General features: G+C 41.2%; 20 protein-coding genes, 2 tRNA genes and 1 pseudogene. 12 read left to right on the top strand and 11 right to left on the bottom strand.

All coding sequences use genetic code 11. The features are described from left to right. The first annotated feature begins 492 nt into the window (after positions 1–492). From tilS to PU02_RS01410, 6 genes are all read left to right on the top strand, one after another. Positions 493–2,076, top strand: a complete 1,584-nt coding sequence (gene tilS / locus PU02_RS01435) for a tRNA lysidine(34) synthetase TilS (protein WP_053943757.1) — start codon at positions 493–495, stop codon at positions 2,074–2,076. Between the two features lie 101 nt (positions 2,077–2,177). Then, the gene (ftsH, locus tag PU02_RS01430; protein ID WP_053943756.1) at positions 2,178–4,307 is read left to right on the top strand and encodes an ATP-dependent zinc metalloprotease FtsH; all 2,130 of its coding nucleotides are present in this window, start codon (positions 2,178–2,180) and stop codon (positions 4,305–4,307) included. 614 nt (positions 4,308–4,921) lie between these two features. Further along, positions 4,922–6,271: a phosphoglucosamine mutase gene (gene glmM, locus PU02_RS01425; protein ID WP_053943755.1), complete on the top strand. Its 1,350-nt coding sequence runs from the start codon at positions 4,922–4,924 to the stop codon at positions 6,269–6,271. Between the two features lie 149 nt (positions 6,272–6,420). After that, entirely contained in the window at positions 6,421–6,687 is a 267-nt protein-coding gene (locus PU02_RS01420; RefSeq protein ID WP_053943754.1) for a hypothetical protein, read from the top strand. 437 nt (positions 6,688–7,124) lie between these two features. Further along, the gene (gene exbB, locus PU02_RS01415; RefSeq protein WP_053943753.1) at positions 7,125–7,916 is read left to right on the top strand and encodes a tonB-system energizer ExbB; all 792 of its coding nucleotides are present in this window, start codon (positions 7,125–7,127) and stop codon (positions 7,914–7,916) included. Beyond that, complete coding sequence (locus PU02_RS01410; RefSeq protein ID WP_053943752.1) at positions 7,913–8,371, top strand: biopolymer transporter ExbD; 459 nt, start codon at positions 7,913–7,915, stop codon at positions 8,369–8,371. Before exbB ends, PU02_RS01410 begins: the two co-directional genes overlap by 4 nt. 647 nt (positions 8,372–9,018) lie before the next feature. Here PU02_RS01410 and dut read toward each other — a convergent pair. The 4 genes from dut to PU02_RS01390 all read right to left on the bottom strand — a co-directional run bounded on the left by dut (position 9,019) and on the right by PU02_RS01390 (position 12,151). Next, positions 9,019–9,570: a dUTP diphosphatase gene (dut, locus tag PU02_RS01405; protein WP_082311394.1), complete on the bottom strand. Its 552-nt coding sequence runs from the start codon at positions 9,568–9,570 to the stop codon at positions 9,019–9,021. 400 nt (positions 9,571–9,970) lie between these two features. After that, entirely contained in the window at positions 9,971–10,768 is a 798-nt protein-coding gene (locus PU02_RS01400; RefSeq protein ID WP_053943751.1) for a VIT1/CCC1 transporter family protein, read from the bottom strand. Between the two features lie 193 nt (positions 10,769–10,961). Beyond that, positions 10,962–11,525, bottom strand: coding sequence for a disulfide bond formation protein B (locus PU02_RS01395; RefSeq protein WP_053943750.1), 564 nt, complete (start codon positions 11,523–11,525; stop codon positions 10,962–10,964). Between the two features lie 11 nt (positions 11,526–11,536). Beyond that, the gene (locus PU02_RS01390; RefSeq protein ID WP_053943749.1) at positions 11,537–12,151 is read right to left on the bottom strand and encodes a YqaA family protein; all 615 of its coding nucleotides are present in this window, start codon (positions 12,149–12,151) and stop codon (positions 11,537–11,539) included. A 221-nt stretch (positions 12,152–12,372) separates the two neighbouring features. Here PU02_RS01390 and PU02_RS01385 point away from each other — a divergent pair. Continuing rightward, a tRNA-Leu gene (locus PU02_RS01385) sits at positions 12,373–12,457 on the top strand. A 267-nt stretch (positions 12,458–12,724) separates the two neighbouring features. On the opposite strand, the gene PU02_RS01380 is transcribed toward PU02_RS01385, so the two are convergent. The 4 genes and pseudogenes from PU02_RS01380 to PU02_RS01370 all read right to left on the bottom strand — a co-directional run bounded on the left by PU02_RS01380 (position 12,725) and on the right by PU02_RS01370 (position 17,126). Then, positions 12,725–13,345, bottom strand: a complete 621-nt coding sequence (locus tag PU02_RS01380) for a hypothetical protein (protein WP_236824018.1) — start codon at positions 13,343–13,345, stop codon at positions 12,725–12,727. Then, a pseudogene (locus PU02_RS07005) lies at positions 13,342–13,536 on the bottom strand (hypothetical protein); the annotation flags it as partial. The pseudogene PU02_RS07005 and the gene PU02_RS01380, both read right to left, overlap by 4 nt. A 155-nt stretch (positions 13,537–13,691) precedes the next feature. Continuing rightward, a complete protein-coding gene (locus PU02_RS01375) occupies positions 13,692–15,524 on the bottom strand; it encodes a bifunctional DNA primase/helicase (protein WP_236824016.1) in 1,833 nt (610 codons plus the stop codon). Positions 15,525–15,983: 459 nt separating this feature from the next. Continuing rightward, complete coding sequence (locus PU02_RS01370) at positions 15,984–17,126, bottom strand: YdaU family protein (protein ID WP_082311393.1); 1,143 nt, start codon at positions 17,124–17,126, stop codon at positions 15,984–15,986. 441 nt (positions 17,127–17,567) lie between these two features. Between PU02_RS01370 and PU02_RS01365 the strand changes: the two genes are divergently transcribed. The 3 genes from PU02_RS01365 to PU02_RS01355 all read left to right on the top strand — a co-directional run bounded on the left by PU02_RS01365 (position 17,568) and on the right by PU02_RS01355 (position 19,512). Then, the gene (locus tag PU02_RS01365) at positions 17,568–17,882 is read left to right on the top strand and encodes an XRE family transcriptional regulator (RefSeq protein ID WP_053944608.1); all 315 of its coding nucleotides are present in this window, start codon (positions 17,568–17,570) and stop codon (positions 17,880–17,882) included. 312 nt (positions 17,883–18,194) lie between these two features. Next, a complete protein-coding gene (locus PU02_RS01360) occupies positions 18,195–18,614 on the top strand; it encodes a hypothetical protein (RefSeq protein ID WP_082311392.1) in 420 nt (139 codons plus the stop codon). 280 nt (positions 18,615–18,894) lie between these two features. Further along, positions 18,895–19,512, top strand: coding sequence for a lambda exonuclease family protein (locus PU02_RS01355; protein WP_053943747.1), 618 nt, complete (start codon positions 18,895–18,897; stop codon positions 19,510–19,512). Here PU02_RS01355 and PU02_RS07000 read toward each other — a convergent pair. Further along, complete coding sequence (locus tag PU02_RS07000) at positions 19,410–19,628, bottom strand: pentapeptide repeat-containing protein (protein WP_414947429.1); 219 nt, start codon at positions 19,626–19,628, stop codon at positions 19,410–19,412. The two genes, PU02_RS01355 and PU02_RS07000, sit on opposite strands and share 103 nt — an antisense overlap. 139 nt (positions 19,629–19,767) lie before the next feature. Further along, positions 19,768–19,842, bottom strand: a tRNA-Thr gene (locus tag PU02_RS01345). Between the two features lie 255 nt (positions 19,843–20,097). On the opposite strand from PU02_RS01345, the gene PU02_RS01340 reads away from it, so the two are divergent. After that, entirely contained in the window at positions 20,098–20,298 is a 201-nt protein-coding gene (locus PU02_RS01340; protein ID WP_414947430.1) for a hypothetical protein, read from the top strand. Between the two features lie 98 nt (positions 20,299–20,396). Further along, positions 20,397–21,689, top strand: coding sequence for a UDP-N-acetylglucosamine 1-carboxyvinyltransferase (gene murA, locus PU02_RS01335; protein WP_053943744.1), 1,293 nt, complete (start codon positions 20,397–20,399; stop codon positions 21,687–21,689). 400 nt (positions 21,690–22,089) lie between these two features. Here the strand turns inward: murA and PU02_RS01330 are convergent, their stop codons facing one another. Further along, positions 22,090–22,938, bottom strand: a complete 849-nt coding sequence (locus tag PU02_RS01330; RefSeq protein WP_053943743.1) for a TIGR00282 family metallophosphoesterase — start codon at positions 22,936–22,938, stop codon at positions 22,090–22,092. Positions 22,939–22,952: the final 14 nt, after the last annotated feature.

Below are 22,952 nucleotides of genomic sequence, written 5' to 3'. Positions count from 1 at the left end.
CAATTGAGAGAGGTTCATCGCCATTAAGGGGAGATCTGCTCTCAAAGAGGGTTCAGAGGGTTCGCTATTGTGAACAATTGCTATTTGTGAGCAATTTATGTGCATCAAGGGAAAGTCTGTAAGGGGTAGCTCTCTTAACATTTTAAATTATGGGGTTCTTTTTGAGATCTTCTCGTTATAGGAGTTCTTCTTTAGGCCTTTGAAGGATCCCTTTAAAAATAAGCATTTGAGAAATTCTCTTTACAGGTAGGCTTGTGTGGGCTTTGGAGAAGAGGGTCTCGTGTTCCTGCTGTTCGAGATGTGCATTATGTCGCCTCCATTATTCAATAGATCGGCTTGCTATTCAATGGATCTGTTCTTGCTGATAGCTGTGAGAAGTGGTTTTATATCATGCTGTCTTATAGAGTTTAGATTATCAAAAGAAATTTATATAAGTAAAGGATATGGTATATTTTCCTTATATTATGAAACAAGGATCAGAGTTGTTACCACGTGTTTGTTCAGTTAACGGAAAATCTTTTTAAACCATCAGATTTTATTCAATGCCAGAAGCTTATTTTGGCTGTATCTGGGGGAAGTGATTCACTAGCGCTATTGTTTTTAGTCAGAGATTATTTGAGAAAAATTCCCGTTGCTCCTAAAATTGTTGCTGTGACAATTGATCATCAGTTACGTCGAGAATCAGCTCAGGAAGCAGAAGATGTTGCAGCAATTTGCTTTGCACACCAGATACAACATGTCACTGTGCGGTGGGAAGAGAAAAAACCAAAGACAAATATTTCTCAAAAAGCACGTATAGCACGTTATAATTTATTGTATGAAGAGGCGGAAAAGCAAGGTGCTGGGGTCATTATGACGGGGCATACGCTTAATGATCAGGTTGAAACTTATTATATGCGAAGTAAACGGCTTCAAAAAAAATCTGTTTCTTCATTCCCTCATCATGATGGTCAAATGAACCAAGATGGTCAAATGAGCCAAAAAGAGGGTACAAAGAATAGTTCTGAAAGAACCGCATATGATGAAAAGCTAAAAACTCTGTGTCGTGAAGAGACGCTCCGTGGTGAAGAGACGCTCTATGGTGAAGAAGAGATGCTCCGTGGTAAAGAGATGCTCTGTGAACGTGGTTTGGCTTGCATCCCGCGTGAGGCGCTGTTGCGGGGGAAGGTGCGTTTAATTCGCCCGTTATTATGTGTTGAGCGCCAAACATTACGCGCTTATCTCAATGCACAAAAGCTGGTGTGGATTGATGATCCAACCAATGAAGATTTAAAGTATGAGCGTGTACGTGCGAGGCATTATCTTGCTCATTCTCAGCAAAAAATCGTCCTTTTTGCTAAAAAAATCGATGATGCTGCTTTGCAACGGCGCGAGCAGGCACAAAAAATAGCAGATTTGATTTTAGCCCTAGATATTACTGTAAATTATGGGCGATGTTTCATTAAAAGACCGGAAGATTCTTTGTATGAACAGCCAGAATTTTCCTTTATTGTTGGTTTATTTGCGGTGCTAATGGGGGGCGGTTCTTATTTATTGCCTTCCCAAAAATTGGCTATGCTTGGCCAAAAATTATGTTTTCCTCATCCAGAAAATTTGTCGCATCCAGAAAAAGGACAGCCTATCCTAGAAAAAAGACGGTTTACTTTAGCAGGGGCTGTGATTGAAGTTACACATCGTGGCATTGCCTGTTGGCGTGAAGCACGCAATATGAAGGAAGAAGTTATTGCACCAGGGCATAATTTGCTTTGGGATGGACGTTACTGGATTACCAATAATGGAAAAGAGCCAGTAAAGGTTGGACCAGCCGATATAAAGTCGGCAAAATATTGTCTTAATAGGGGGATGCAGGCAGGGTTGATTGACCTTGAACATCCTCATTTTCCTTCCCTACAATCTCTCATCATGCTTTCACACCATAAAGGGGTAGATATTCCAGAATTGGCCTCTTCTCCCTATATTTGGCATGAAATTATTATCAAACGCGCGATGGCTCCCTTCGATTGGCTCCTCTCACATGAAGACATTCCGATTGTTCGTGCGATTGAACCTTTTTTTAGAATTGAGGAGAAAAGATGAAAAAAAGAGGTAAACATCCTTCTCTCTCTTGGCAAGACTGAGACAACATTATATGTTACTAAGCGACTTTTGATAATCTGTATCTTATAAATGGGCTTAATATGAATTCTAATTTACGATCCCTGATGATTTGGGGAGCTATCGCTTTAGTTTTAATTACATTATTTTCTATTTTTAATAGCAATAGCCAGCGTGGCAGTGGCGGAGACGTTTCTTATTCTGAGTTCTTGCAAAGAATCGAGAATAATGAACTGACAGCGGTAACAATCCAGGGGCAAAAGTTAACAGGACAAACTGCTGATCGCAAAGTGATTTCAACTTATGCGCCGAGAGATCCTGATTTAGTTAAGAAATTAAATAGTCAGAAAGTGAATATTAGAGCAATTCCTGAAAGTTCAGGCAATGGTATTCTTCTGAATTTGTTTTTATCATTATTACCTGTAATGATTATCGTTGGGGCGTGGGTTTTCTTTATGCGACAAATGCAAAATGGCTCACGTGGGGCAATGGGATTTGGAAAATCAAAAGCAAAATTACTGACCGAATCTCAAGGGCGTGTTACCTTTGATGATGTTGCTGGGGTGGAAGAAGCAAAGCAGGATTTAGAGGAAATTGTTGAATTCTTGCGTGAACCACAAAAATTTCAGCGTTTAGGGGGGCGTATTCCCCGGGGTGTTCTATTGGTGGGCCCACCAGGAACAGGGAAAACATTGTTGGCCCGTTCTGTCGCAGGGGAAGCCAATGTTCCTTTTTTTACCATTTCCGGTTCTGATTTTGTTGAAATGTTCGTCGGTGTTGGAGCGAGCCGTGTGCGGGATATGTTTGAACAAGCTAAAAAAAATTCGCCCTGCATCATATTCATTGATGAAATTGACGCTGTGGGACGCCACCGTGGAGCAGGACTTGGCGGTGGAAATGATGAGCGTGAACAAACTTTAAACCAGTTACTTGTTGAAATGGACGGGTTCGAATCAAATGAAAGCATCATTTTAATTGCTGCGACAAACCGGCCAGATGTGCTTGACCCTGCTTTGTTAAGGCCAGGGCGTTTTGACCGCCAGGTTGTGGTGCCAAATCCTGATGTCGCAGGACGTGAAAAAATCTTAAAAGTTCATGTGCGCAATGTGCCCTTGGCACCAAATGTTGATTTGAAGATTTTGGCAAGGGGGACTCCGGGTTTTTCAGGGGCAGATCTTATGAACCTTGTTAATGAAGCTGCTCTGATGGCTGCAAGCCGCAATAAACGAATCGTGACCATGCAAGAGTTTGAAGATGCAAAAGACAAGGTAATGATGGGTGCTGAGCGTCGCTCGACAGCTATGACACAGGAAGAAAAAGAACTCACGGCTTATCATGAAGCGGGTCATGCTATCGTGGCTTTGAATGTTCCTGTTAGTGACCCCGTGCATAAAGCAACAATTGTTCCAAGAGGAAGAGCTTTGGGTATGGTTATGCAATTGCCAGAAGGGGATCGCTACTCTATGAGCTATCTTTGGATGATTTCACGTTTGGCAATTATGATGGGAGGAAGAGTTGCTGAAGAATTGAAATTTGGAAAAGAAAATATCACTTCAGGGGCTGCATCTGACATTGAACAGGCCACAAAATTGGCGCGTGCAATGATTACGCGATGGGGGTTTTCGGATATCTTGGGAAATGTCGCTTATGGTGATAATCAAGATGAAGTCTTCTTAGGGCATTCTGTTGCAAGAACACAAAATGTATCTGAAGAAACAGCCAAGATGATTGATGCGGAAGTGAGAAGGCTTATAGATGACGCTTATAAAACTGCTACAAAAATTCTGAAAACAAAAGAAAAGCAATGGTTTGCTCTTGCACAAGGATTGTTGGAGTATGAAACTTTAACAGGAGCAGAAATTCGTGAAGTTATTGAAGGCAAAGTTCCCTCTCGCATGCAAGAAAGTGATCAGACGGTAGTGCGGAGTTCTTCTGTGCCTAGGGTTGCGTTGAAAAGCGAAAAGAAGGACACGAAGCTGGATAATTCTGGAAAGGAAACAGAGAGCGCGTCTAAGGCCGATAAAAAGGTTGGCTCTGCCAATGGGGCGTCTAAATCTACGGCGGCTTTTCGTGCATCTAAAAAAAGAATGGAAGCTGATAAAGTTGATGAAACAGATGAGACGAAAAACGGATCTGAGAGCGATCCAGCGCAATCTAGCAAAAAAAGATCATCAGATAAAAATTCCGTCCGTAAAGCAAAAGATGACAAATGACGAACTGTCATGAAATGGGAGAATGTATCTCATTTAACGAAGAGGCGTGGTGTTGAGCTTTGTGATGAAAAAGGGCGTTGTGATGAGACCTTTCCAAGAGAGAAGGTTAGCGGGGGTTTTCTATAAAATCGGCTAAGTTACGCGTAAAAAAGCAAAGTAAATTACAAGTAAAATAAATGATAGATGTAGATTTTTGCTGAAGATAGGTAGAAATTAAGAATACGCGTTTGGATGAAGAATATGGGTTGAGAGGTCCATTAGAGGGGTTAGTCAAAAAATGCAGTGAGGGCATATAGTGAGGGCATATTAAGATACACTAAGGCTGGTTTTAAAAATGCACTAGAAGGGGTGGATAAAGAAACGCAAAGAGAGAGACATTATGTTATCCGAGGAAGCTATTATGCTGTCATTTGCGCGGATTTTAGAGGGTAAGAGGGTATAAGGAAGACTCTTTGATGGTTTTGAGGGGGAAGCATTTGTGAAGTGGAGGATTGATACATCTTCGGAAACAACAGGGCACGCTAAAATATCATGCAGTGATGAGAAAATCATTGGTAAACGGTGATGAGAAGATCATTGGTAAAAATTTCTAAAAGACGATAAAAGAGTAAAAAATGGCACAAAAATATTTCGGTACAGATGGTATTCGGGGACGGGCTAATCTTTTTCCTATGACACCAGATTTTGCTATGAAAGTGGGAATGTCTGTAGGTGTTTTGTATCGATCAAAGGGGACTTCGCGTCGTGTTGTGATTGGGAAGGATACGCGATTATCTGGTTATATGTTGGAAAATGCTTTGGTTGCTGGCTTTACTTCTGCTGGGATGGATGCATTTTTATTAGGTCCTGTACCCACACCTGCTGTTGCAATGCTTTGTCGCTCGCTTCGTGCTGATATTGGTGTGATGATTTCTGCTTCTCATAATCCTTTTTACGATAATGGTCTTAAGCTTTTTGGACCGGATGGATTTAAATTATCAGATGAAAAGGAAAAAGCCATTGAACGTTTGCTTGAAACAGATCTTTCTTCCTCTTTAGCAGGGAGTGCAGAGATCGGGCGTGCAAAACGGGTTGAAGGGGATATTTATCGCTATATTGAATATGCAAAAAGAACTGTGCCTCGTGATGTGCGCTTAGATTCATTGCGTATTGTGGTTGATTGCGCTAACGGGGCAGCTTACAAAGCGGCTCCACGTGCTTTATGGGAATTGGGAGCTGAGGTTTTTGCAATTAATAATGAGCCAGATGGTCTTAATATTAATCAAAAATGTGGTTCAACAGATCTTACATCCTTAAAGGAAAAAGTTCACGAATTGCGTGCGGATGTTGGCATTGCTCTTGATGGAGATGGAGACCGCGTTTTGATGGTGGATGAAAAGGCACAGATAATTGATGGGGATCAATTAATTGCTGTGATTGCTGACCATTGGCATAAAACTGGACGTTTGAGCGGTGGGGGAGTAGTGACAACGGTTATGTCTAATTTGGGGTTGGAGCGCTTTTTAAAGACAAAGGGGTTGGAGCTCATTCGCACAGACGTTGGTGATCGCCATGTTGTCGATAAGATGCGTAAAAAGGGATATAATATTGGTGGTGAATCCTCTGGGCATATTGTGTTAAGTGATTTTGGAACAACTGGTGATGGTTTGGTCGCAGCGTTGCAGATTTTGGCATGTATGCGGGAAAGCCAGAGCTCTATGAGCCATTTGTGTCAGTGTTTTAAGCCTGTTCCACAAATCTTAAAAAATAAAAAAGTGAGCAATAAAAATTTATTGCAAAAGACTGAAGTTCAGGCTGCGATTGACAAAACCATTAAACATTTTGGAAAGGAAGCACGGTTATTGGTTCGTGCATCTGGTACAGAACCTTTAATCCGTGTTATGGCTGAAGGTGATGACCGTGCAATGATTGAGGCTGCGGTTGACGAGCTTATAGCTGTTGTTGCACGCTATGATGGAGATTAAAGTCAGAAGATCCTGAATGATTTTTAGGAATTTATAGCGTTTTGGGATAAAATTTCACATTGATTTTTCATAAAAATTGCAAGAGAGAGGTCTTGCAAAAGAGATTTTAAGAACAAGTTAAAGATGCCACATCACGCTGTAGAGATGCTGTGGACCCGGGCTTGTGGGATATTTTGCTGCATCGTGAAGGGCGCTGCCCCACTTGCACTGTTGGGCACTTTGCTGCATTGCGGGGGGGCACACCTTTAGCTTGTGTTGTTGGGCGCTTTGCTGCATTGCGGGGGGCAATTTTGCTTGTGTTGTTGGGCGTTTTGCTACATCGTGAAGGGCGCTGCCCCACTTGCACTGTTGGGCGCTTTGCTGCATTGCAGGGGGCCACTTTAGCTTGTGTTGTTGGGTGTTTTGCTACATCGTGAAGGGCGCTGCCCCACTTGCACTGTTGGGCGTTTTGCTGCATTGCAGGGGGCCACTTTAGCTTGTGTTGTTGGGCGTTTTGCTGCATCGTGAAGGGCGCTGTCCCACTTGCACTGTTGGGCGCTTTGCTGCATTGGCAGGGGGCCACTTTAGCTTGTGTTGTTGGGCGTTTTGCTGCATCGTGAAGGGCGCTGTCCCACTTGCACTGTTGGGCGCTTTGCCGCATTGCGGGGGGCATCTTGTTGTTGGTGTTAAATATCACCTCATTAATTATTAAGGTAAGCAAAGAGTTCGCATCTTCGCAAAGAGTTTAAAAAAGAATATGTCGTTAAACGATACTTGATTTATAAGATTTTCTTTCCTACACTCAAATCTCTTCTTTTGCTGTATTCAAAAGGAAGATCAAAGTTATAGGGGGCAAGGAGCGGGTTGTAAAAAGATGGACTCTGAGATAGAACTTTTAGGAAATGGTTTGGCTCCTTTGCCGGTGCATGATTTTTCTCCTCTCTCGATGTTTATGGAAGCTGATTGGGTTGTGAGGATGGTGATGGTTGCACTTATCGTTGCTTCTATCATTTCTTGGACTATTGCTTTTGCAAAAATCTTTGAAATTACAGTAGCAAGGCGTAAAGCACGTCGTGCTCTACAATCTGTTCTAAATGCTCGGACTTTTGCCTGTTTGGCTTCTTGTTTGAAAGGACAAACAGGCGTTGGTGTGCTGTTTTTCGAAGAAGCATTAAAAGAAATTGCTCTATCTACGCATTGTGATGTTTTGGTCATAGCTCAAGTTATGAAAGAGGAAAAAGGAGAAAAACTCACTTTAGGTTTTCTAAATGATGGAATAAAAGAGCGGGTTCATTCACTCTTGTTGCGTTGTTTACTTACAGCAAATCAGCGTATTGTCAGAGGGCACACAATCCTTGCAACTATTGGGGCTATTGCTCCATTTGTTGGTCTTTTTGCAACCGTATGGGGGATTATGAATTCCTTCATCGGGATTGCTAAGGAGAAAACAACACAGTTAGATGTCGTTGCACCGGGGATTGCTGAAGCCTTATTAGCAACTGCGTTAGGGCTCTTTGTTGCTATCCCTGCTGTTATTATGTACAATTTCCTTTCTTGTGCATTTAAAAATTATCGCAGTGATTTAGCAGATGTTGCCGCTGCTATTGAAAGGCTCTTGAGCCGTGATATTGATTTTCAAAAACAGCAAAAAAGTTTCCAAAAATGACGAATTTCTATGATGATTGGGAGAGAGCAGAAGAATTTGAGCTACATAACACGATCAATGTAACACCATTCATTGATGTTGTTTTGGTTTTGCTCATCGTTTTTATGGTTTCTGCTCCTCTCGCAACATCTGTCATTCCTGTTCAATTACCAGCGGTGGCACAGCAGCCCGCTGCGCAACCTGATGAACCCCTTTATATTACTTTGCAAAAAGATCAGTCTTGGTATGTAGGAGATAGTCTCGTAGATGAGGGTGATTTTATTGAGGTTTTGTTTCGGGAAACACAGCAAAATTTAGATAAGATGATTCTCATTAGAGCAGATGCCGAGATTGATTATGGATATGTGGTGGGGATTATTGATAAATTGCGTAGTACTGGATACCATAAGATTGGCCTTGTGGGCCTGCTAAAGGCCAAAGCTAATGTGGCAGAGATAAGTGATGTAGTTGAGTGATCTTGGATCATTAATGCCACAAAAAAGAATATCACAATAAAAGCCATGATATATAAGCCTGCGGATATAAGCCTGCGGATATGAGCCCACAGATAAGCCCACAGATAAGCCCACAGATAAGCCCACAGATAAGCCCACAGATAAGCCCACAGATAAGCCCACAGATAAGCCCACAGATAAGCCCACAGATAAGCCCACAGATATGAGCCCACGGATATAGGCCCATGGATATAAGCCTACGGATATAAGCCTATGGATATAAGCCTATGGATATAAGCCTATGGATATAAGCCTATGGATATAAGCCTATGGATATAAGCCTATGGATATAAGCCTATGGATATAAGCCTATGGATATAAGCCTATGGATATAAGCCTATGGATATAAGCCTATGGATATAAGCCTATGGATATAAGCCTTTAAAAAACTAAGGGACTTGTAAAAGCAGGGAAGGGGATATCCTTCCCCCTTAATTGTGAGGAAATAGGCCTGTTTTCCTCATCACAATATCGCTAAAGCATGACCTGGCAGTATAACGGTATAATGACGTTTAACCTAACAGAAGTGCAACCTAACAGCATAACAGTATAACCTGCCATCTATTTCAATCTGCCCATTTTTAAAAAATTAGCTTTTATTTAAGAAATCAGCTTTGTCCTGTTGATCCAAAACCACCTGTACCACGGTTATTTGTGCAAGCAGATTGAGAAGAGGCAGGAACATTTTCTTCAGAGTTTTCTTCAAGAGTGCGAACTTCAACTTGGGTGATAGGAGAAATGACCATTTGTGCAATACGCATTCCACGTTGGATAGGGAAGTCTTCTTCACCTAAGTTGATCAAAAGAACTTTAACCTCACCACGGTAATCACTGTCAATCGTGCCAGGTGTATTGAGGCATGTGATGCCATGTTTTAAGGCTAGGCCAGAACGTGGGCGTATTTGTGCTTCATAGCCTGCTGTGAGGTGCAAGATAAGGCCTGTGGGGATAAGAATGCGTTTTCCAGGAAAAAGGATGAGGTCTTCTCCCTCAGGCAGGGCTGCGCGCAAGTCAAGACCTGCAGAGCCAATTGTCGCATAATGTGGAAGCTCCAGTCCTTGCCCGTGAGAAAGCTGTTGAACCCATAGGACATGTTCATGGGCAGAAGAAGAGTGATGAGAAATATCATCGAGAAATCTATTGGAATGGGCATCAGACATGGCGTGAGATCTCTTAAGAGGGAACGAAACCAGCAGATTCTAATAAAAACATACTGACAAAACAAGTCACTATATGTTTATTATTTATGTCTGTTATTGAAGTTGTGTGTATTTAAGGCATTCATGCCGTGTTTTAAAACTAAAGCAGTGTGTGTAAGCGTGTTTATCCCCTCAGCAGGGTGTAAGCCTGTTTATGCCGCATAGAGTGCTTGGAAAGAATGTTGTTTGTGTTTTCTAAAAAAATTGCTCTCTTCGCACATCATTATGTTTTGATTATAGAGCAAAATATGGGAGAAGAAGGAGAAAGAGATTTACCAGAAGTCCTTTAAAATCACAGATATTTTCTGTATTGGAATTTATGGCAATTTTATTAAAGTGACAGCTTTTATTTACATATTTATCATATACTGCCGATCAAAATACCCGTCATAAAAACCAGAACACCACCAACAATCACCTGCAGAGAAGCGCGCCAAAGGGGGGTTGCCATGAATTTATTTTGGATCCAAACAATGGCCCATAATTCAAAAAACACAATTGCTATTGCAAGAATTGTTGCGGCATAAAAAGAATGAAGTAAATAGGGCAATGTATGACCCAATCCTCCAATGGTTGTCATGATACCACAAGCTAGGCCCCTTTTTAAGGGAGAACCTCGCCCTGATAATTTACCGTCATCATGAACAGCTTCTGTAAAACCCATGGAAAGGCCAGCACCAATTGAAGCAGAAAGACCTATCAAAAAAGTTTTATAAGTATCACCCGTTGCAAATGCGGCAGCAAAAATCGGTGCAAGAGTCGAAACAGAGCCATCCATAAGGCCTGCAAGGCCAGGTTGGATCCATGTTAAGATCTTTTGCCTATAAGCTTCAAAGGAAATCCCCTGAAGCGGCTTGTTTGCTGTTATGGTTGAAGCTTGCGATGCAGAAAAAGAAGAAGCTTCCTGAAATGTTGGGTTTGTAATCTTAACGTAATTATTGCAGGAATGGCACGGACATTCCTTTTTATGGGAGTTCTTAGGAAAAGCTGTGCTGGAAGGTTCTGTAGAGAGTATTGTTTGAAGGGGACAGGGCAGAGGAAGCATTTTACTCCCATAACCACAAAATCCTGCATAATTTTCTTTCATTGCAAGATTGTGTGAAACCTCAGAAGCAACAAAAGTCTTGTTCTTAAAAAACGAAAAAAAAGCCTTCAACATAATATAATAGTCTCTACAATTTAGAATTATTCTAAATAATAAGGACTCTATCATGAAAGTCAATCTTGGAATTGCGGATATACAGAATTCTCCGGAGTTTTGAATGTACAGAACTCTTAAAAATGCACAGAACTCTTAAATATGGGGAATTATGGTTTTGTGGGGAGCCATAATTTTATGGAAAGCTATAGTTTTATGAGGAGTTATGGTTTGATAAGAGGTCTCTTGATGCAACAAAAAAGCTTAAAACTGTATATACTAAACTTGCAAGAGCATTCCAACCTGCAAATGACAAAAAAGAAAAATATCCCGCTGCTTGAGAGCAAGATGGGGGGTGGATATGGTTGAGTTGCTTTAAAAGTCGTTGCGCATCTACAATCAATTTAGTTGAGCCTGAATCGCAACTTGGAGGCGCTGGCCAAAGATTATATTCAATGCCAACATGGTAGATTGCTAATATAAAGCTAAAAATCATAATTATACAAATGCACAGCAAAAAAAAGCGCACCAATAAGAACCAACGGGTAAAGCGTGCTATTATGCTTGTTATGAGGGAAAGAATGCCTGCACTATAATAGGGAACGCGTTCAATGAGGCATAAATGGCAAGGGAGATATCCCCCAATATTTTCAAAAGCAATAGCAATACCAACTGTTGTGAGCAGGCATAAAGCCAGTAAAAGAGCCCATAAGCTTTGCTCCTCAGAGCTTTGCTTTTGATAAAAATGTTGGATGATATAAGTGCGAAAAGGAAGCATGAGTTTCATCGTTAAGACAGAAGATAAGATTTGAAAAAAATGAAATAAAGTACACAAGCTACGCCAAAAAGAATAATACCAATAAAGATACTCATTTTCCACTTCTTGCTTAAAAAAGAGAGCATCTTATGGCCAAAACGTTGGATAAGCCACGCAAAACAGTAAAAACGGGCCCCGCGTGAGAGAATACATATAAGAACAAAAAGCCAAAGGGGGAAAAACATCATACCTGAAAGAAGTGTGACAATTTTAATAGGAGGGATGTGAGATAACCCAGAAATCAGCAATAAAATTGTCATAAATTCCAATGTTACATGATTTTTAAGCGACTGGATATCGTCATATTTCCCGTAAAATTCCAAAATAGGTTTAGCAATAGTCTCATAAGCATAAGCACCAATATACCACCCAACGATACCTCCAAAAACGGAACAGATTGTTGCTATAAATGCGTAACGATATGCCCGCTGAGGGTGAAGCAAAGACATGGGGATGTAAAGAACATCTCCTGGGATTGGAAAAACAAAACTTTCAGCAAAAGTAATAAGGCCAAGCCAGTAAGGAGCTGTTTGCCGTTTTCCTAAGGAAATTGTCCAAGCTTTTAATTGTTTTATGCTATTTTTCATAAGGGCAAATTTTATAATTGAAACAAAAAATATTGATCATATAGATCCAAAAAGTCAGTGTTACTGAGACAAGAGGACTAACAAAGTTGAAGTCAGATATACATGGTGAAACAAAAAATACTGCGCATCCTGTAAAAAATAGAACGCAATGGTTGACGAATCTACCATTCTTCATATAGTGCAAAGAATAAGAGTGCAAGTTTGTTCTCTGTGGAGCGTATGCGGGTGTGGTGGAACTGGTAGACGCGCCAGACTCAAAATCTGGTTCCGAGAGGAGTGTCGGTTCGAGTCCGACCACCCGCACCACAGGAGCTTTTCATTCTTTGTTGGGGGCTGTTTTTCTTTAAAAATTGTACCATGTTGTTGTTTGCCGTTTGCGGGTTGGCATTTGCGGGTTGGCATTTGCGAGTTGGCATTTGCGAGTTGGCATTTGCGGGTTGGTAGTTGCGGGTTGGTAGTTGCGGGGTTTTCTTGAACTTAAAGGTTAGGAAGAGATTTTTCTCAGTCTCCCAATATGAAGAAAATTTCTGTGATTATATGCCAGGGTGTGTTCCTGTGTGTGTGAGGAGGATTCTAGGGTGCATTAGGGGGTGTTTTTGTTGAATATCCCCAGTGAATGGCCATAAGATCCAAACAGTCTCGTAAATGATCAGCGAGGGAATTTTGTTTGCGTTTTACAGAGCTTAAATCTTTGATCGCTTGACCATAGCCCACTACTTGCTCAATAAGACGGTAACCAAGAACACCGAGTTGAATTTTTACCATCTGCAATTGTTTGTCGGCATCTATTTGGCGTTCAATATTATGGCTGTTATCATGTGTGCATTCAACTCTGGGGCGGGTATAATCAAAACCCATATGTGTTTCTCCTTGTGTCTTGTACCAATAGCCATAAAAATGTTCTGCAGCTTTATATTGTGCTTTGCTGATGTGGCCCTTAGCATACAAAAGCGCGATGGGACGGCTGTGAGCATTAGCAAGAGTGGTCGTGATATGTGAATTTCTAGAATTTCCTTGGTTGCTAGATTGGAAATGATGATCATGGGTTTTTGTGGGGGAGGCTTGTGTTTTTGAATAGCTATGATGATTTGAAGATTTTTTGCGAGAGGAACTTTCCATATGAGAGAGGTTTAGCGACGTTTCGTGCTGTTGATGTGCGGTGTTGTGGGTGAGATGGCGTGTATATTGTTTCATGAATATGCCTTTAAATGAGAAATATAGGGTTTTGCTGTGTTTTGTTTTAGAAATATCTCTATAAGAATTTGTGGGGAACTAAGATTATGGGTGCCAAGATTATGGGTGCCAAGATTATGGGTGCCAAGATTATGGGTGCCAAGATTATGGGTGCCAAGATTATGGGTGCCAAGATTATGGGTGCCAAGATTATGGGTGCCAAGATTATGGGTGCCAAGATTATGGGTGCCAAGATTATGGGGCTAAGATTATGGGGCTAAGATTATGGGGCTAAGATTATGGGGCTAAGATTATGGGGCTAAGATTATGGGGCTAAGATTATGGGGCTAAGATTATGGGGCTAAGATTATGGGTGACTGAGATAGTGACGAGAACAAAAATCTTGCTGCGATGAACATCTGTAACGATATGTTTTTTCATCAAACCAAAGGCCTATTTTCCCTTCAAAATCACCAGAGCGTTGTTTCGCTATATTCATGATTACACCAGGACGTTTGGATAATTCTGCCTTTTCTGCTTGGTCTTGTGCGGCAAAAATCTTGTCCTCTAAAGAGCGATTACGCCAAATTGTGATGATGTTAAAAGCATTTGCACCAATTTCTGAAGCTCCTTTTATGTCTTCCGTGGTTGGGATTTCTTTCTCTAAACCACTTTTGCGAGCATGTGCTACAAGGTGAATATGCACGGCATTAAGAATGGCCCAATCAACCATTTTGTAAACAGCTTTTTCTTGTCCTGTATAGTCATCTGATGCAATGCCAAGACGCATTAAACTGTCAATAATAAATTGATCACAGCCATATTTAGCACGGCAATAGTCAAAAACATCGAGCAGGGTATCAACATCTGATTTACCAACATGTTCGTAAAGAATAAGACCACGATCTAAAAAATGAAGAGTTCGCTCAATCATTTCTTTTGAAGGGTTTTCTACCCCTTCTGTTTGTTTGATCAAACGACGCAAAGATTGTTCACCTTTCATTTCCAATGAAGCTAGACAAAGACGGCTCTTTTGCGAGATCCAGTGAGGGATGCAGTCTGATAAAAGCTGGCTTTTTCCAGCTCCACTTGCACCACTCCACAATGTTAGCTCTGCTGGTCTAAAGGAAAGTTTTCCATTAAGCTGAGAATGTGGGAGCGTATAGCCAATATGCTGTTCTGGGGTTGGCCAAAATAAGCGAAGAACTTTTTCTTTATAGTCAGAGGCATGTTGCAACCCTTCTGGAGCAAAATTTTGTGCTTGGGAAAAACATTCTGCTATCACCGCTTTATCAAGGCCAGATGTTAGGCATTCATTGGCATCTTTATGAGGAAGACGTACACGATAACAACGATGGCGGCCAAGGCGATTGGCAATAGTTAATGCCGCTTCTTCTCCTGGTTGGTCCATGTCGGTTGCTAAGAAAATTTTTTCAAATTGTTCTAAATTGTCAAATTCTTGCTCAATCCAGGCCTGTTTTCCTCCTTTCCCACCACCAAATGGGACGGATAATGCAGGATATCCATAAGCCGCCAAAGAGAGGGCATCAATTTCCCCCTCTGTTATGACAAGGTGGCGGTTGCCAGAGAAGCTATGATGATGAGAGGGGTTATGATTGGAGAGATTATGATTGGAGAGGTTATGATTGGAGAGGTTATGATTGGAGAGGTTATGATTGGAGAGGTTATGATTGGAGAGGTTATGATTGGAGAGGTTATGATTGGAGAGGTTATGATTGGAGAGGTTATGATTGGAGAGGTTATGATTGGAGGAAAGCGCCTGCCAGCCAAATAAGATGGGCTCACATTGAGAACTTGTCGGTTTTGTTTTTGCACCTGCTTCTGCAAGGCGTGATTTCACCATGGCAAGGCTGCCATCTGGCTTATAAAATGGAAAAATTATTGTGTTGCCTTCTTCTTGAATGCGGTAACGCTTTAAAATATCAAATGGAATATGACGCTCATCTTGCAGGTAAGTTTTGACAATACCATTTGGATCTTTGCCTGTGGGTAAAGGTGGAGGACGATAATGATGGCGCGGTGCCATAAAAGGTTTTGGGCGTGAAAGATGAAGATATGAACGTGCTTCATCCAGTGCTTGTGCAAAGTTGATCCCTTTTACATGACACCAAAGATCTAGGAGATCACCTCCATTTCCTTCTGCAAAATCATACCAAAGGCCTGCTTTATCACCACTCAAACAGAGTGATAGACTGCGCCCAGCATCTCCATGGACGTTACCTACGAGCCAATCATTGCCTTTTTTTTGCCTTGTGGAAGGAGCATTTCTGCAATCGATAATGTGTGGGGTAATAGTTTTTGTTTGATTTCAACAACTGTGCTCATGAATTTAAACTTAAGTAATAGGGTTATTATTTATCGGAATGTTGGTAGATATTTTTATGAAATGATGCTTTTGGAGAAGATAGTAGAAAATAATTCTAAATGAGAGCAATGGGGGCGTGGTTAGAGTGATGGAGGCGTGGTCAGAGCAATGGAGGCATGGTTAGAGCAATGGGGGCGTGGTTAGAGTGATGGAGGTGTGGTTAGAGTGATGGAGGTGTGGTTAGAGCAATGGGGGTGTGGTTAGAGCAATGGGGGGCGTGGTTAGAGCAACGAGGGCATGATTGGACCTTAAGATATTGGTGAAGGCTTTGACTTAAGAGAGAGGATCGTAATTTTCATGATGGTAATTGATGAGGTTTTGATACAGATTTTCTTCACGAAAATTCAAATGGGTTTTATGAAGCTGGGAAGACACAGGATAAGGCTTCTCGCGATGTTCCCTTAACCGCTCAATTTCACGACGACACCAATTGCGCCATGTTGCTGACCAGTCTATCTTAACAGCATCTTTACCACCTTTGGCTTTCCAGTAGTCACGGAATTTTTTTTCTTGCCAACGGGCTTGCTCTTCGCTTAAGCCTTCTGATATGGCCATGCTGATATCCGCTATCCAATCAGAGGGAAGACGTGTGCCTTTTGTGTAAAGTGAGGAAGATTGTTGCTGAGAAAATTGCGGAGAAGCTGTAGAAACAATTCGACTGTGAGGAAAAATGGGATCGTTAGGGAGGAGATCTTCGGTAGTGGGGCGATCTTGAGAAGAAAAGGAAAAGGTGTTTCTTTCCGGGCATAATTGCTTCTTTTGTGAAACACCATAAGGTGTTTCTTTTTCTTCTATCTTCTGAGCTTCTGAGTTACGTGTATCGTTTGTTGTATGCTTGTTGAGGAGATGTTGAATTTTAGCATTGATTTTTTTACGTTTTTGGGCAGAAGAACGGCCAGCAAATGATTTTTTCTCAAGCAATTTTGTGCGCTCATGAAAAACACTATCACAGCGCTTGTTCCATAAGCCATTCGCTAAATGAATGATCTTACCTTCCTCAATGAGCATGTTTAAAGTGCTCGTTAATGTTCGCTTATCACAACCACAAAGTCGTGCTAAACGTTCTGTTGATAAATCAAGAGGATGCCCTCGTGCGTACATTTCATTCAGTAAAATTGTATAAATACCAATTTCATGGGCGCGCATTCCACGCACGCCACCTAAAAAATCATTTTGGTACCAACATACATAAGGGAGGATAGATGATTGGTAGTGCGGTGTTTCTGATGTCTCAGGGGATGATGTTTCTTCCAAAGGGATTGGGTTGGAGGAAACGATGCACTCATCTATATGGGGTTCTTCATTCGTGGAGGAATGTTGATTTGAAGAAGAGCTTCCATCTTTACAACTTTTTGTTGATAGTGAAGAAGATGTGGGTGATGGAGAATGAGAAAAAGAGGAAAAAGTCGTGTGCATGGTTTGGCCAAATTTCTTTGTATTTTGTTCATGATTGTTCAGAAAAAAACATAAAATAATGTTTCCAAGCTTACGAAAAAATTTACAAAAACAGCAGGGTTTTTGTAAAAGATGTAAAAGCTTTATTCAGTGGTGCTCCTATTTATTCCACTTGATGACCCTATTTTTAAATGGTGTAGGCCAGCTTTCTAAGTTTAGAATCCTATCATTATACACTGTGAGGTTGCATGAACAGCAAAATGAAGAATATAAAAGTAATATACATGGGTTTTTGGGGTGTGCCTGTCTGATCCTTTCGGGTGATGAATGGTTGTATTAGTCAAGAAAGTGCAGCCCTCCCAAAAAAATAATATGTTGCGTTAGTATATATCCTTTTTAGAGGACATTACAAGTCAATTTTTAGAGGACTATGTTTAAAAAAGACAGGCGATGGGTGAAATAATGAATATTAAGGGTTGGCGTCAAAGATTGAGTGAAGCGCTCCAAAAAAGTGGGCGGTCAAAACGGTCTGTTTCTCTTGCCGCAGGAAAAGGAGCTGGATACCTTCACTCTATCCTTTCTGAAGGAAAGGACCCAACAATTGAATCCCTTTCTGATGTGTGCCATACACTCAATGTGAGCATGAGTTATATTTTGTACGGACAGGGTGCAAGTCTTGAAGATCAGGAATTTATTGATCTGATTTCGAAGATTTCTTCTGAGGAACGTAAGGCAATCTTGACTCTTTTGCGAAAACCAATTGACGAAGTAAAATAATCAGCGCTTTACGTTTTTTGGAGTCAAAGTTATTCCAGTAATCTAGTAAATCTAAGTTGTGCATTTCAGCTACCCCCCCCGTTTGGGTTGCTTTAAAGTGAGAACAAATTGGGAATAGCAAAGCGACATGATAGAGAATAATAAAAAGGAGCTTTATCCTTATAAGGTCGTTTGGATGTCTCATAGTTTTAAAATATCCTTTTTGAAGGATAAAAAATGATTGACATCTCTCCCATAGAGGATATAAGACTAACGCTATATTTGACCATGTCAAGATAAAGCTTAGCGTTATCAACTATCCAGGGGGAAAAAATGATCAAAAAAAGATTATTCATTAAAGAGGATGAAATTCTTATCATTCTATGTGATGATGAAAATGGAGATATCTATGTAGGACCTATAGAGAGCTCGGAAGAAATTCTTGAGCTTGTAGATAATAGAGAAGCCATTCAAAGGCTGCTGAGACTTGATCTCATAACGCTGCATGCTGATGATATTAGTGAAGATATTGCTGATATTTATATCTCCCAAAGCGATATGATGGTCCAACATGATATGATGGATTGTGTACAACCTTTCATTCTCAATAGTGAAGTTTATCGTGACTATTTAGAACAAAACATTGCCAATGATTATGAGCGTAGCCTTTATGGTTCTTATGAACAACAACATCGCTTACGTTTGCATGATGTCTTATCTCGTTATGATACTACGGAAGATGAAAGGGGATAAGAAACGGCATGACTCTATCACACTAAGCCTGAGAATTTTTCTCTATGGTTGTATAGCAGAAAAGGAGGCTATTTTTCTAAAATTGTAAGGAGAGATATAATCCGTTCTTCTGCGACTATAAAGAAAATATTCCCTCTTCTGTGATTATAGAAAATAAAGAATGGGGGGATGCTTGCGCAATGAGGGAGAAGAGATGTGCAATTGCACAACAAAACTACGCACAAGTGAAGAGTAGAATTATGCGCAAATAGAGAGCAAATAAAATAAGGAAAAAGAAGATATGCCGGTTACCATTGATTGTGTTCAAGGAACAGCGGAATGGCATCAGGTGCGTCATGGTCTAGTAACCGCCTCGGTATTTGAGATGGTTTTGGCACGTAAAAAAGATGGACAAAAAACACAAAAATATCAAGCTTTGATGATGAAACTTGCCGGTGAAAGAATTACCGGAAAAGTTGTTGAAGAGGGAACAACAGCTCCAATGCGGCGTGGCACAGAATTGGAGCCAACAGCACGGCAACTTTATGGAACATTAACACAAACAAAACCTGAATGCGTTGGTTTCCTTTTGGCAGATGATCGTATGAAAGGATTTTCACCAGATGCTTTGATTGGGGCAGATGGAATATTGGAAATAAAACCAAAAAAACCTGAAATTTTAATTCCACATTTTTATCAAAACTCTTTTCCAATCGAGCACAAAGCCCAATGTCAGGGAGGGTTATGGATTGCGCAACGGGAATGGATTGATCTCATGCTGTATTGGCCTGGAATGCCACCTTTGATCAAACGAGCTTATCGTGATGAGGTATATATTCGTAAGCTTGATAGTGAAATTAGACGTTTTAATGAGGCCTTGGAAAGGATGGTATATCTTCTCAAAAATTTCGGTAAGTGAAGAAGGAGGATGGAACCGCTGAAGATGGAACCGCTGAAGATGGAACCGCTGAAGATGGAACCGCTGAAGATGGAACTGCTGAAGATGGAACTGCTGAAGATGGAACTGCTGAAGATGGAACTGCTGAAGATGGAACTGCTGAAGATGGAACTGCTGAAGATGGAACTGCTGAGAGTGGAACTACTGAGAGTGGAACTGCTAAAGATGGGGGGCGTGTAGAAATGAAAGCCTCATTTTTACGAGAAGCTCCCCTCATGGTGCTGCGAGAGAGGATTGAACTCTCGACCTCTCCCTTACCAAGGGAGTGCTCTGCCACTGAGCTACCGCAGCATCTCATTCATACACTGCGCCGCCTTGTGCCATATTGTTGTAAAATAGGCAAGAGAGTCTCTGTCTCTTCTTGCAAGAAAATATTTCTTATGTCACGATGGCTGTCAGGAAAAGAGTGAGTGATTCATAATTTTCCGTAGTTACTTTGTTAGTTATTCGCTTTTACAAAGTGGAACTCACTGAAATAACAAGACCAAAATCTAAAAGATTTTAAAATAATAGCGTGAAGATGCCATGATGTTGGAAGATGCCATGATGTTAGAAAAAGAAAATAGTAAGTGTGATCATGATAAAATAAAAAACGAAAAAGCAAAGCAACGAGAACAACGGCTTGCTAAACAGTTACGTGAGAATTTAAAACGTCGTAAAGAACAAAGTCGGCAGAGAGCCAGGGGAGGAGAGCCCATAAAAAAACCTGCTATGAATAGTGTGCTTTTAGAAAACTCTTTCGATTAATTAAAAGTGATTGATGACAAATGCTCTTGGGAGTTTCCTTTTGTGGAATCTAGAAAAAAATTCAACAAAAGGAAGGAGTAGAAGGACAAAATAAAATTATGGATTCAATTAAAATTCTTGGGGGAAAAACACTCAAAGGCGTTATTCCTATTTCAGGTGCAAAAAATGCTGCACTGCCTTTGATGATTGCTGCATTGCTTACAGATGAAGCGCTTACTATTGATAATGTTCCTCATTTAGTTGATGTTGAATGCCTTATCCGTATCTTAAATAACCATGGAATTGGCTATGCCGTTGAAGGACGGAAAGTGCACAATGATTCTGCCTATTCAAGAACAATTCATTTTACTGGAAAATCGATCACAACAACGTGTGCTCCTTATGAACTTGTACGGAAAATGCGCGCTAGTTTTTGGGTGATTGGGCCATTATTAGCCCGTTGTCGGGAAGCATGTGTTTCGCTACCGGGTGGATGTGCTATTGGAACGCGTCCTGTCGATTTCATTCTTGAAGGTCTTAAAGCTTTGGGAGCTGATATAGCTATTAAAAATGGATATGTTCATGCCACAGCAGCAAAAGGTTTAAAAGCTGCATGCTACCGTTTCCCCAAAGTGACTGTTGGAGGAACACATATCATGCTGATGGCAGCTGTTTTGGCAGAAGGGGAAACAACTCTGCAAAATGCTGCTTGTGAGCCAGAGGTTACCAATCTTGTCCAAACGCTAAGAGCAATGGGAGCAAATATCTCTGGAGAAGGGACAGATACCCTTGTTATTAAAGGTGTTGAGAAACTTCATGGGGCACGTGTTAGTGTTATTCCTGATCGAATTGAGGCTGGAACTTATGCTATGGCCGTTGCAATGACTGGAGGGGATGTTTTGTTGAAAAATGCCGTTCCAGAACATCTTACCGTAGTGCTTGATGTTCTGAGACAGGTTGGGATTTCCATTGAAGAAAAGGCTGATGGTATCCGTGTTAGCTGTGATAGTATGGACAAAATTAAACCTGTTGATATTGAAACAGCTCCGTTCCCTGCTTTTCCAACAGATTTGCAAGCTCAATTTATGGCGTTAATGATACGTGCTCAGGGAGAAGCGCGCATCACAGAGACCATTTTTGAAAATCGCTTCATGCATGTACAGGAATTAGCACGTTTGGGAGCACATATTACACTCGAGGGAAAAACAGCAATTGTGCATGGAAGGGATCATTTACAAGGTGCTCAAGTAATGGCAACAGATCTGCGTGCATCTGTTTCTCTTGTTATTGCTGCACTTGCTGCAACGGGAACAACAATGATTAATCGTGTATATCATCTGGATCGTGGTTTTGAACGGTTAGAGGAAAAATTGGCTCAATGTGGTGCGTGTATTCAACGCGTAACCGTCTAAATTTACCATCAGCGCGTTGGGAGATGACGGCCAACTGGGAAGCCTGTGGCCAACTGGGAAGCTTGTGCTAACTGGGAAGTCTGTGGCCAACTGAGAGGCCTGTGGTCAACTGGGAGGTTTGTGCCAACTGAGAGGCCTGTGCTAACTGAGAGGTCTGTGGCCAATTGGGAGGTTTGTGCCAACTGAGAGGATCGTGGCTAACTGAGAGGTCTGTGCTAACTGAGAGGTTTGTGGCAACTGAGAGGATTGTGGCCAACTGAGAGGTCTGTGGTCAACTGGGAGGTTTGTGCCAACTGAGAGGATTGTGGCCAATTAGGAAGCCTGTGGCTAACCGAGAGGCCTGTGGCCAATTGGGGAGTTTTTAGGTTTCTCTCTGCTTTATGATAAAAAATGAATAGTTTTAAAATATAAAATGGGGGGGTAAGGGTTCCCAAAAGTCAGGAGAGGCAGATGCTAAATGGGGGCCAAGGCGAATAGGCGAAATTTTTTCTGCAAGACCTGTATGGTCAGAGATCTCAACCGCTAAGCCACACAATGTAGCAGGACCTTGAGCTGGTCGGTAAGATTCTTGCTTCGTTTGATAAACAAAACGATGCATAGGCTCCTTTTTATCCATTCCAAGAGATGAATCATAATCACCACACATGCCTGCATCGGATAGATAAGCACTGCCATTTGTTAAAATTTGTGCATCAGCTGTAGGAATATGTGTATGCGTGCCCACAACAACACTAACACGGCCATCACAAAAATGGCCAAAACATTGTTTTTCACTTGTTACTTCTGCATGAAAGTCGATGATAATTGCATCAGCCTTCTCTTTTAAAGGGAATTCTGAAATAATTTTATCCGCCGTCGTAAAAGGGTTATCTACTGTACAAGGCATAAAGACGCTGCCTAAAATATTGCTCACAAGGACACGTGCTTCATTTCTTGCCGTAAAGAGGCCAAAACCTTTCCCCGGGGTTCCAGAAATAAAATTGGCGGGACGTAGAAAGCGATCACTATAATTTGCGTATTGTAGTGTTTCTTTACAATGAAAAGCATGATTGCCTGTGGTAACAACATCAGCACCTGCTGCTAAGAGGGCATGATAAGTTTCTTGAGTAAGGCCAAAGCCGTGTGATGCATTTTCACCATTCACAACAACAAAATCAAGATTCCAATATTCGACAAGGCGAGGAAGCCCATAAAATACAGCAGCACACCCCGTTGCTCCTACAATATCACCTAAAAATAAAAAACGCATAACCTTAGTTTAAT

This window comes from Bartonella ancashensis (assembly GCF_001281405.1).
Lineage (GTDB): Bacteria > Pseudomonadota > Alphaproteobacteria > Rhizobiales > Rhizobiaceae > Bartonella > Bartonella ancashensis.
Note: the sequence above shows the minus strand (reverse complement) of the source record. Positions and strands in the feature narration are given on the sequence as shown.

Bases quoted from the DNA above. Each gene is read 5' to 3' on its own strand.
- ftsH (WP_053943756.1), top strand. From the start codon at position 2,178: ATGAATTCTAATTTACGATCCCTGATGATTTGGGGAGCTATCGCTTTA.
- glmM (WP_053943755.1), top strand. From the start codon at position 4,922: ATGGCACAAAAATATTTCGGTACAGATGGTATTCGGGGACGGGCTAAT.
- exbB (WP_053943753.1), top strand. From the start codon at position 7,125: ATGGACTCTGAGATAGAACTTTTAGGAAATGGTTTGGCTCCTTTGCCG.
- PU02_RS01410 (WP_053943752.1), top strand. From the start codon at position 7,913: ATGACGAATTTCTATGATGATTGGGAGAGAGCAGAAGAATTTGAGCTA.
- dut (WP_082311394.1), bottom strand. From the start codon at position 9,570: ATGTCTGATGCCCATTCCAATAGATTTCTCGATGATATTTCTCATCAC.
- PU02_RS01400 (WP_053943751.1), bottom strand. From the start codon at position 10,768: ATGTTGAAGGCTTTTTTTTCGTTTTTTAAGAACAAGACTTTTGTTGCT.
- PU02_RS01395 (WP_053943750.1), bottom strand. From the start codon at position 11,525: ATGCTTCCTTTTCGCACTTATATCATCCAACATTTTTATCAAAAGCAA.
- PU02_RS01390 (WP_053943749.1), bottom strand. From the start codon at position 12,151: ATGAAAAATAGCATAAAACAATTAAAAGCTTGGACAATTTCCTTAGGA.
- PU02_RS01380 (WP_236824018.1), bottom strand. From the start codon at position 13,345: ATGAAACAATATACACGCCATCTCACCCACAACACCGCACATCAACAG.
- PU02_RS01370 (WP_082311393.1), bottom strand. From the start codon at position 17,126: ATGCACACGACTTTTTCCTCTTTTTCTCATTCTCCATCACCCACATCT.
- PU02_RS01365 (WP_053944608.1), top strand. From the start codon at position 17,568: ATGAATATTAAGGGTTGGCGTCAAAGATTGAGTGAAGCGCTCCAAAAA.
- PU02_RS01360 (WP_082311392.1), top strand. From the start codon at position 18,195: ATGATCAAAAAAAGATTATTCATTAAAGAGGATGAAATTCTTATCATT.
- PU02_RS01355 (WP_053943747.1), top strand. From the start codon at position 18,895: ATGCCGGTTACCATTGATTGTGTTCAAGGAACAGCGGAATGGCATCAG.
- PU02_RS01340 (WP_414947430.1), top strand. From the start codon at position 20,098: ATGTTAGAAAAAGAAAATAGTAAGTGTGATCATGATAAAATAAAAAAC.
- murA (WP_053943744.1), top strand. From the start codon at position 20,397: ATGGATTCAATTAAAATTCTTGGGGGAAAAACACTCAAAGGCGTTATT.
- PU02_RS01330 (WP_053943743.1), bottom strand. From the start codon at position 22,938: ATGCGTTTTTTATTTTTAGGTGATATTGTAGGAGCAACGGGGTGTGCT.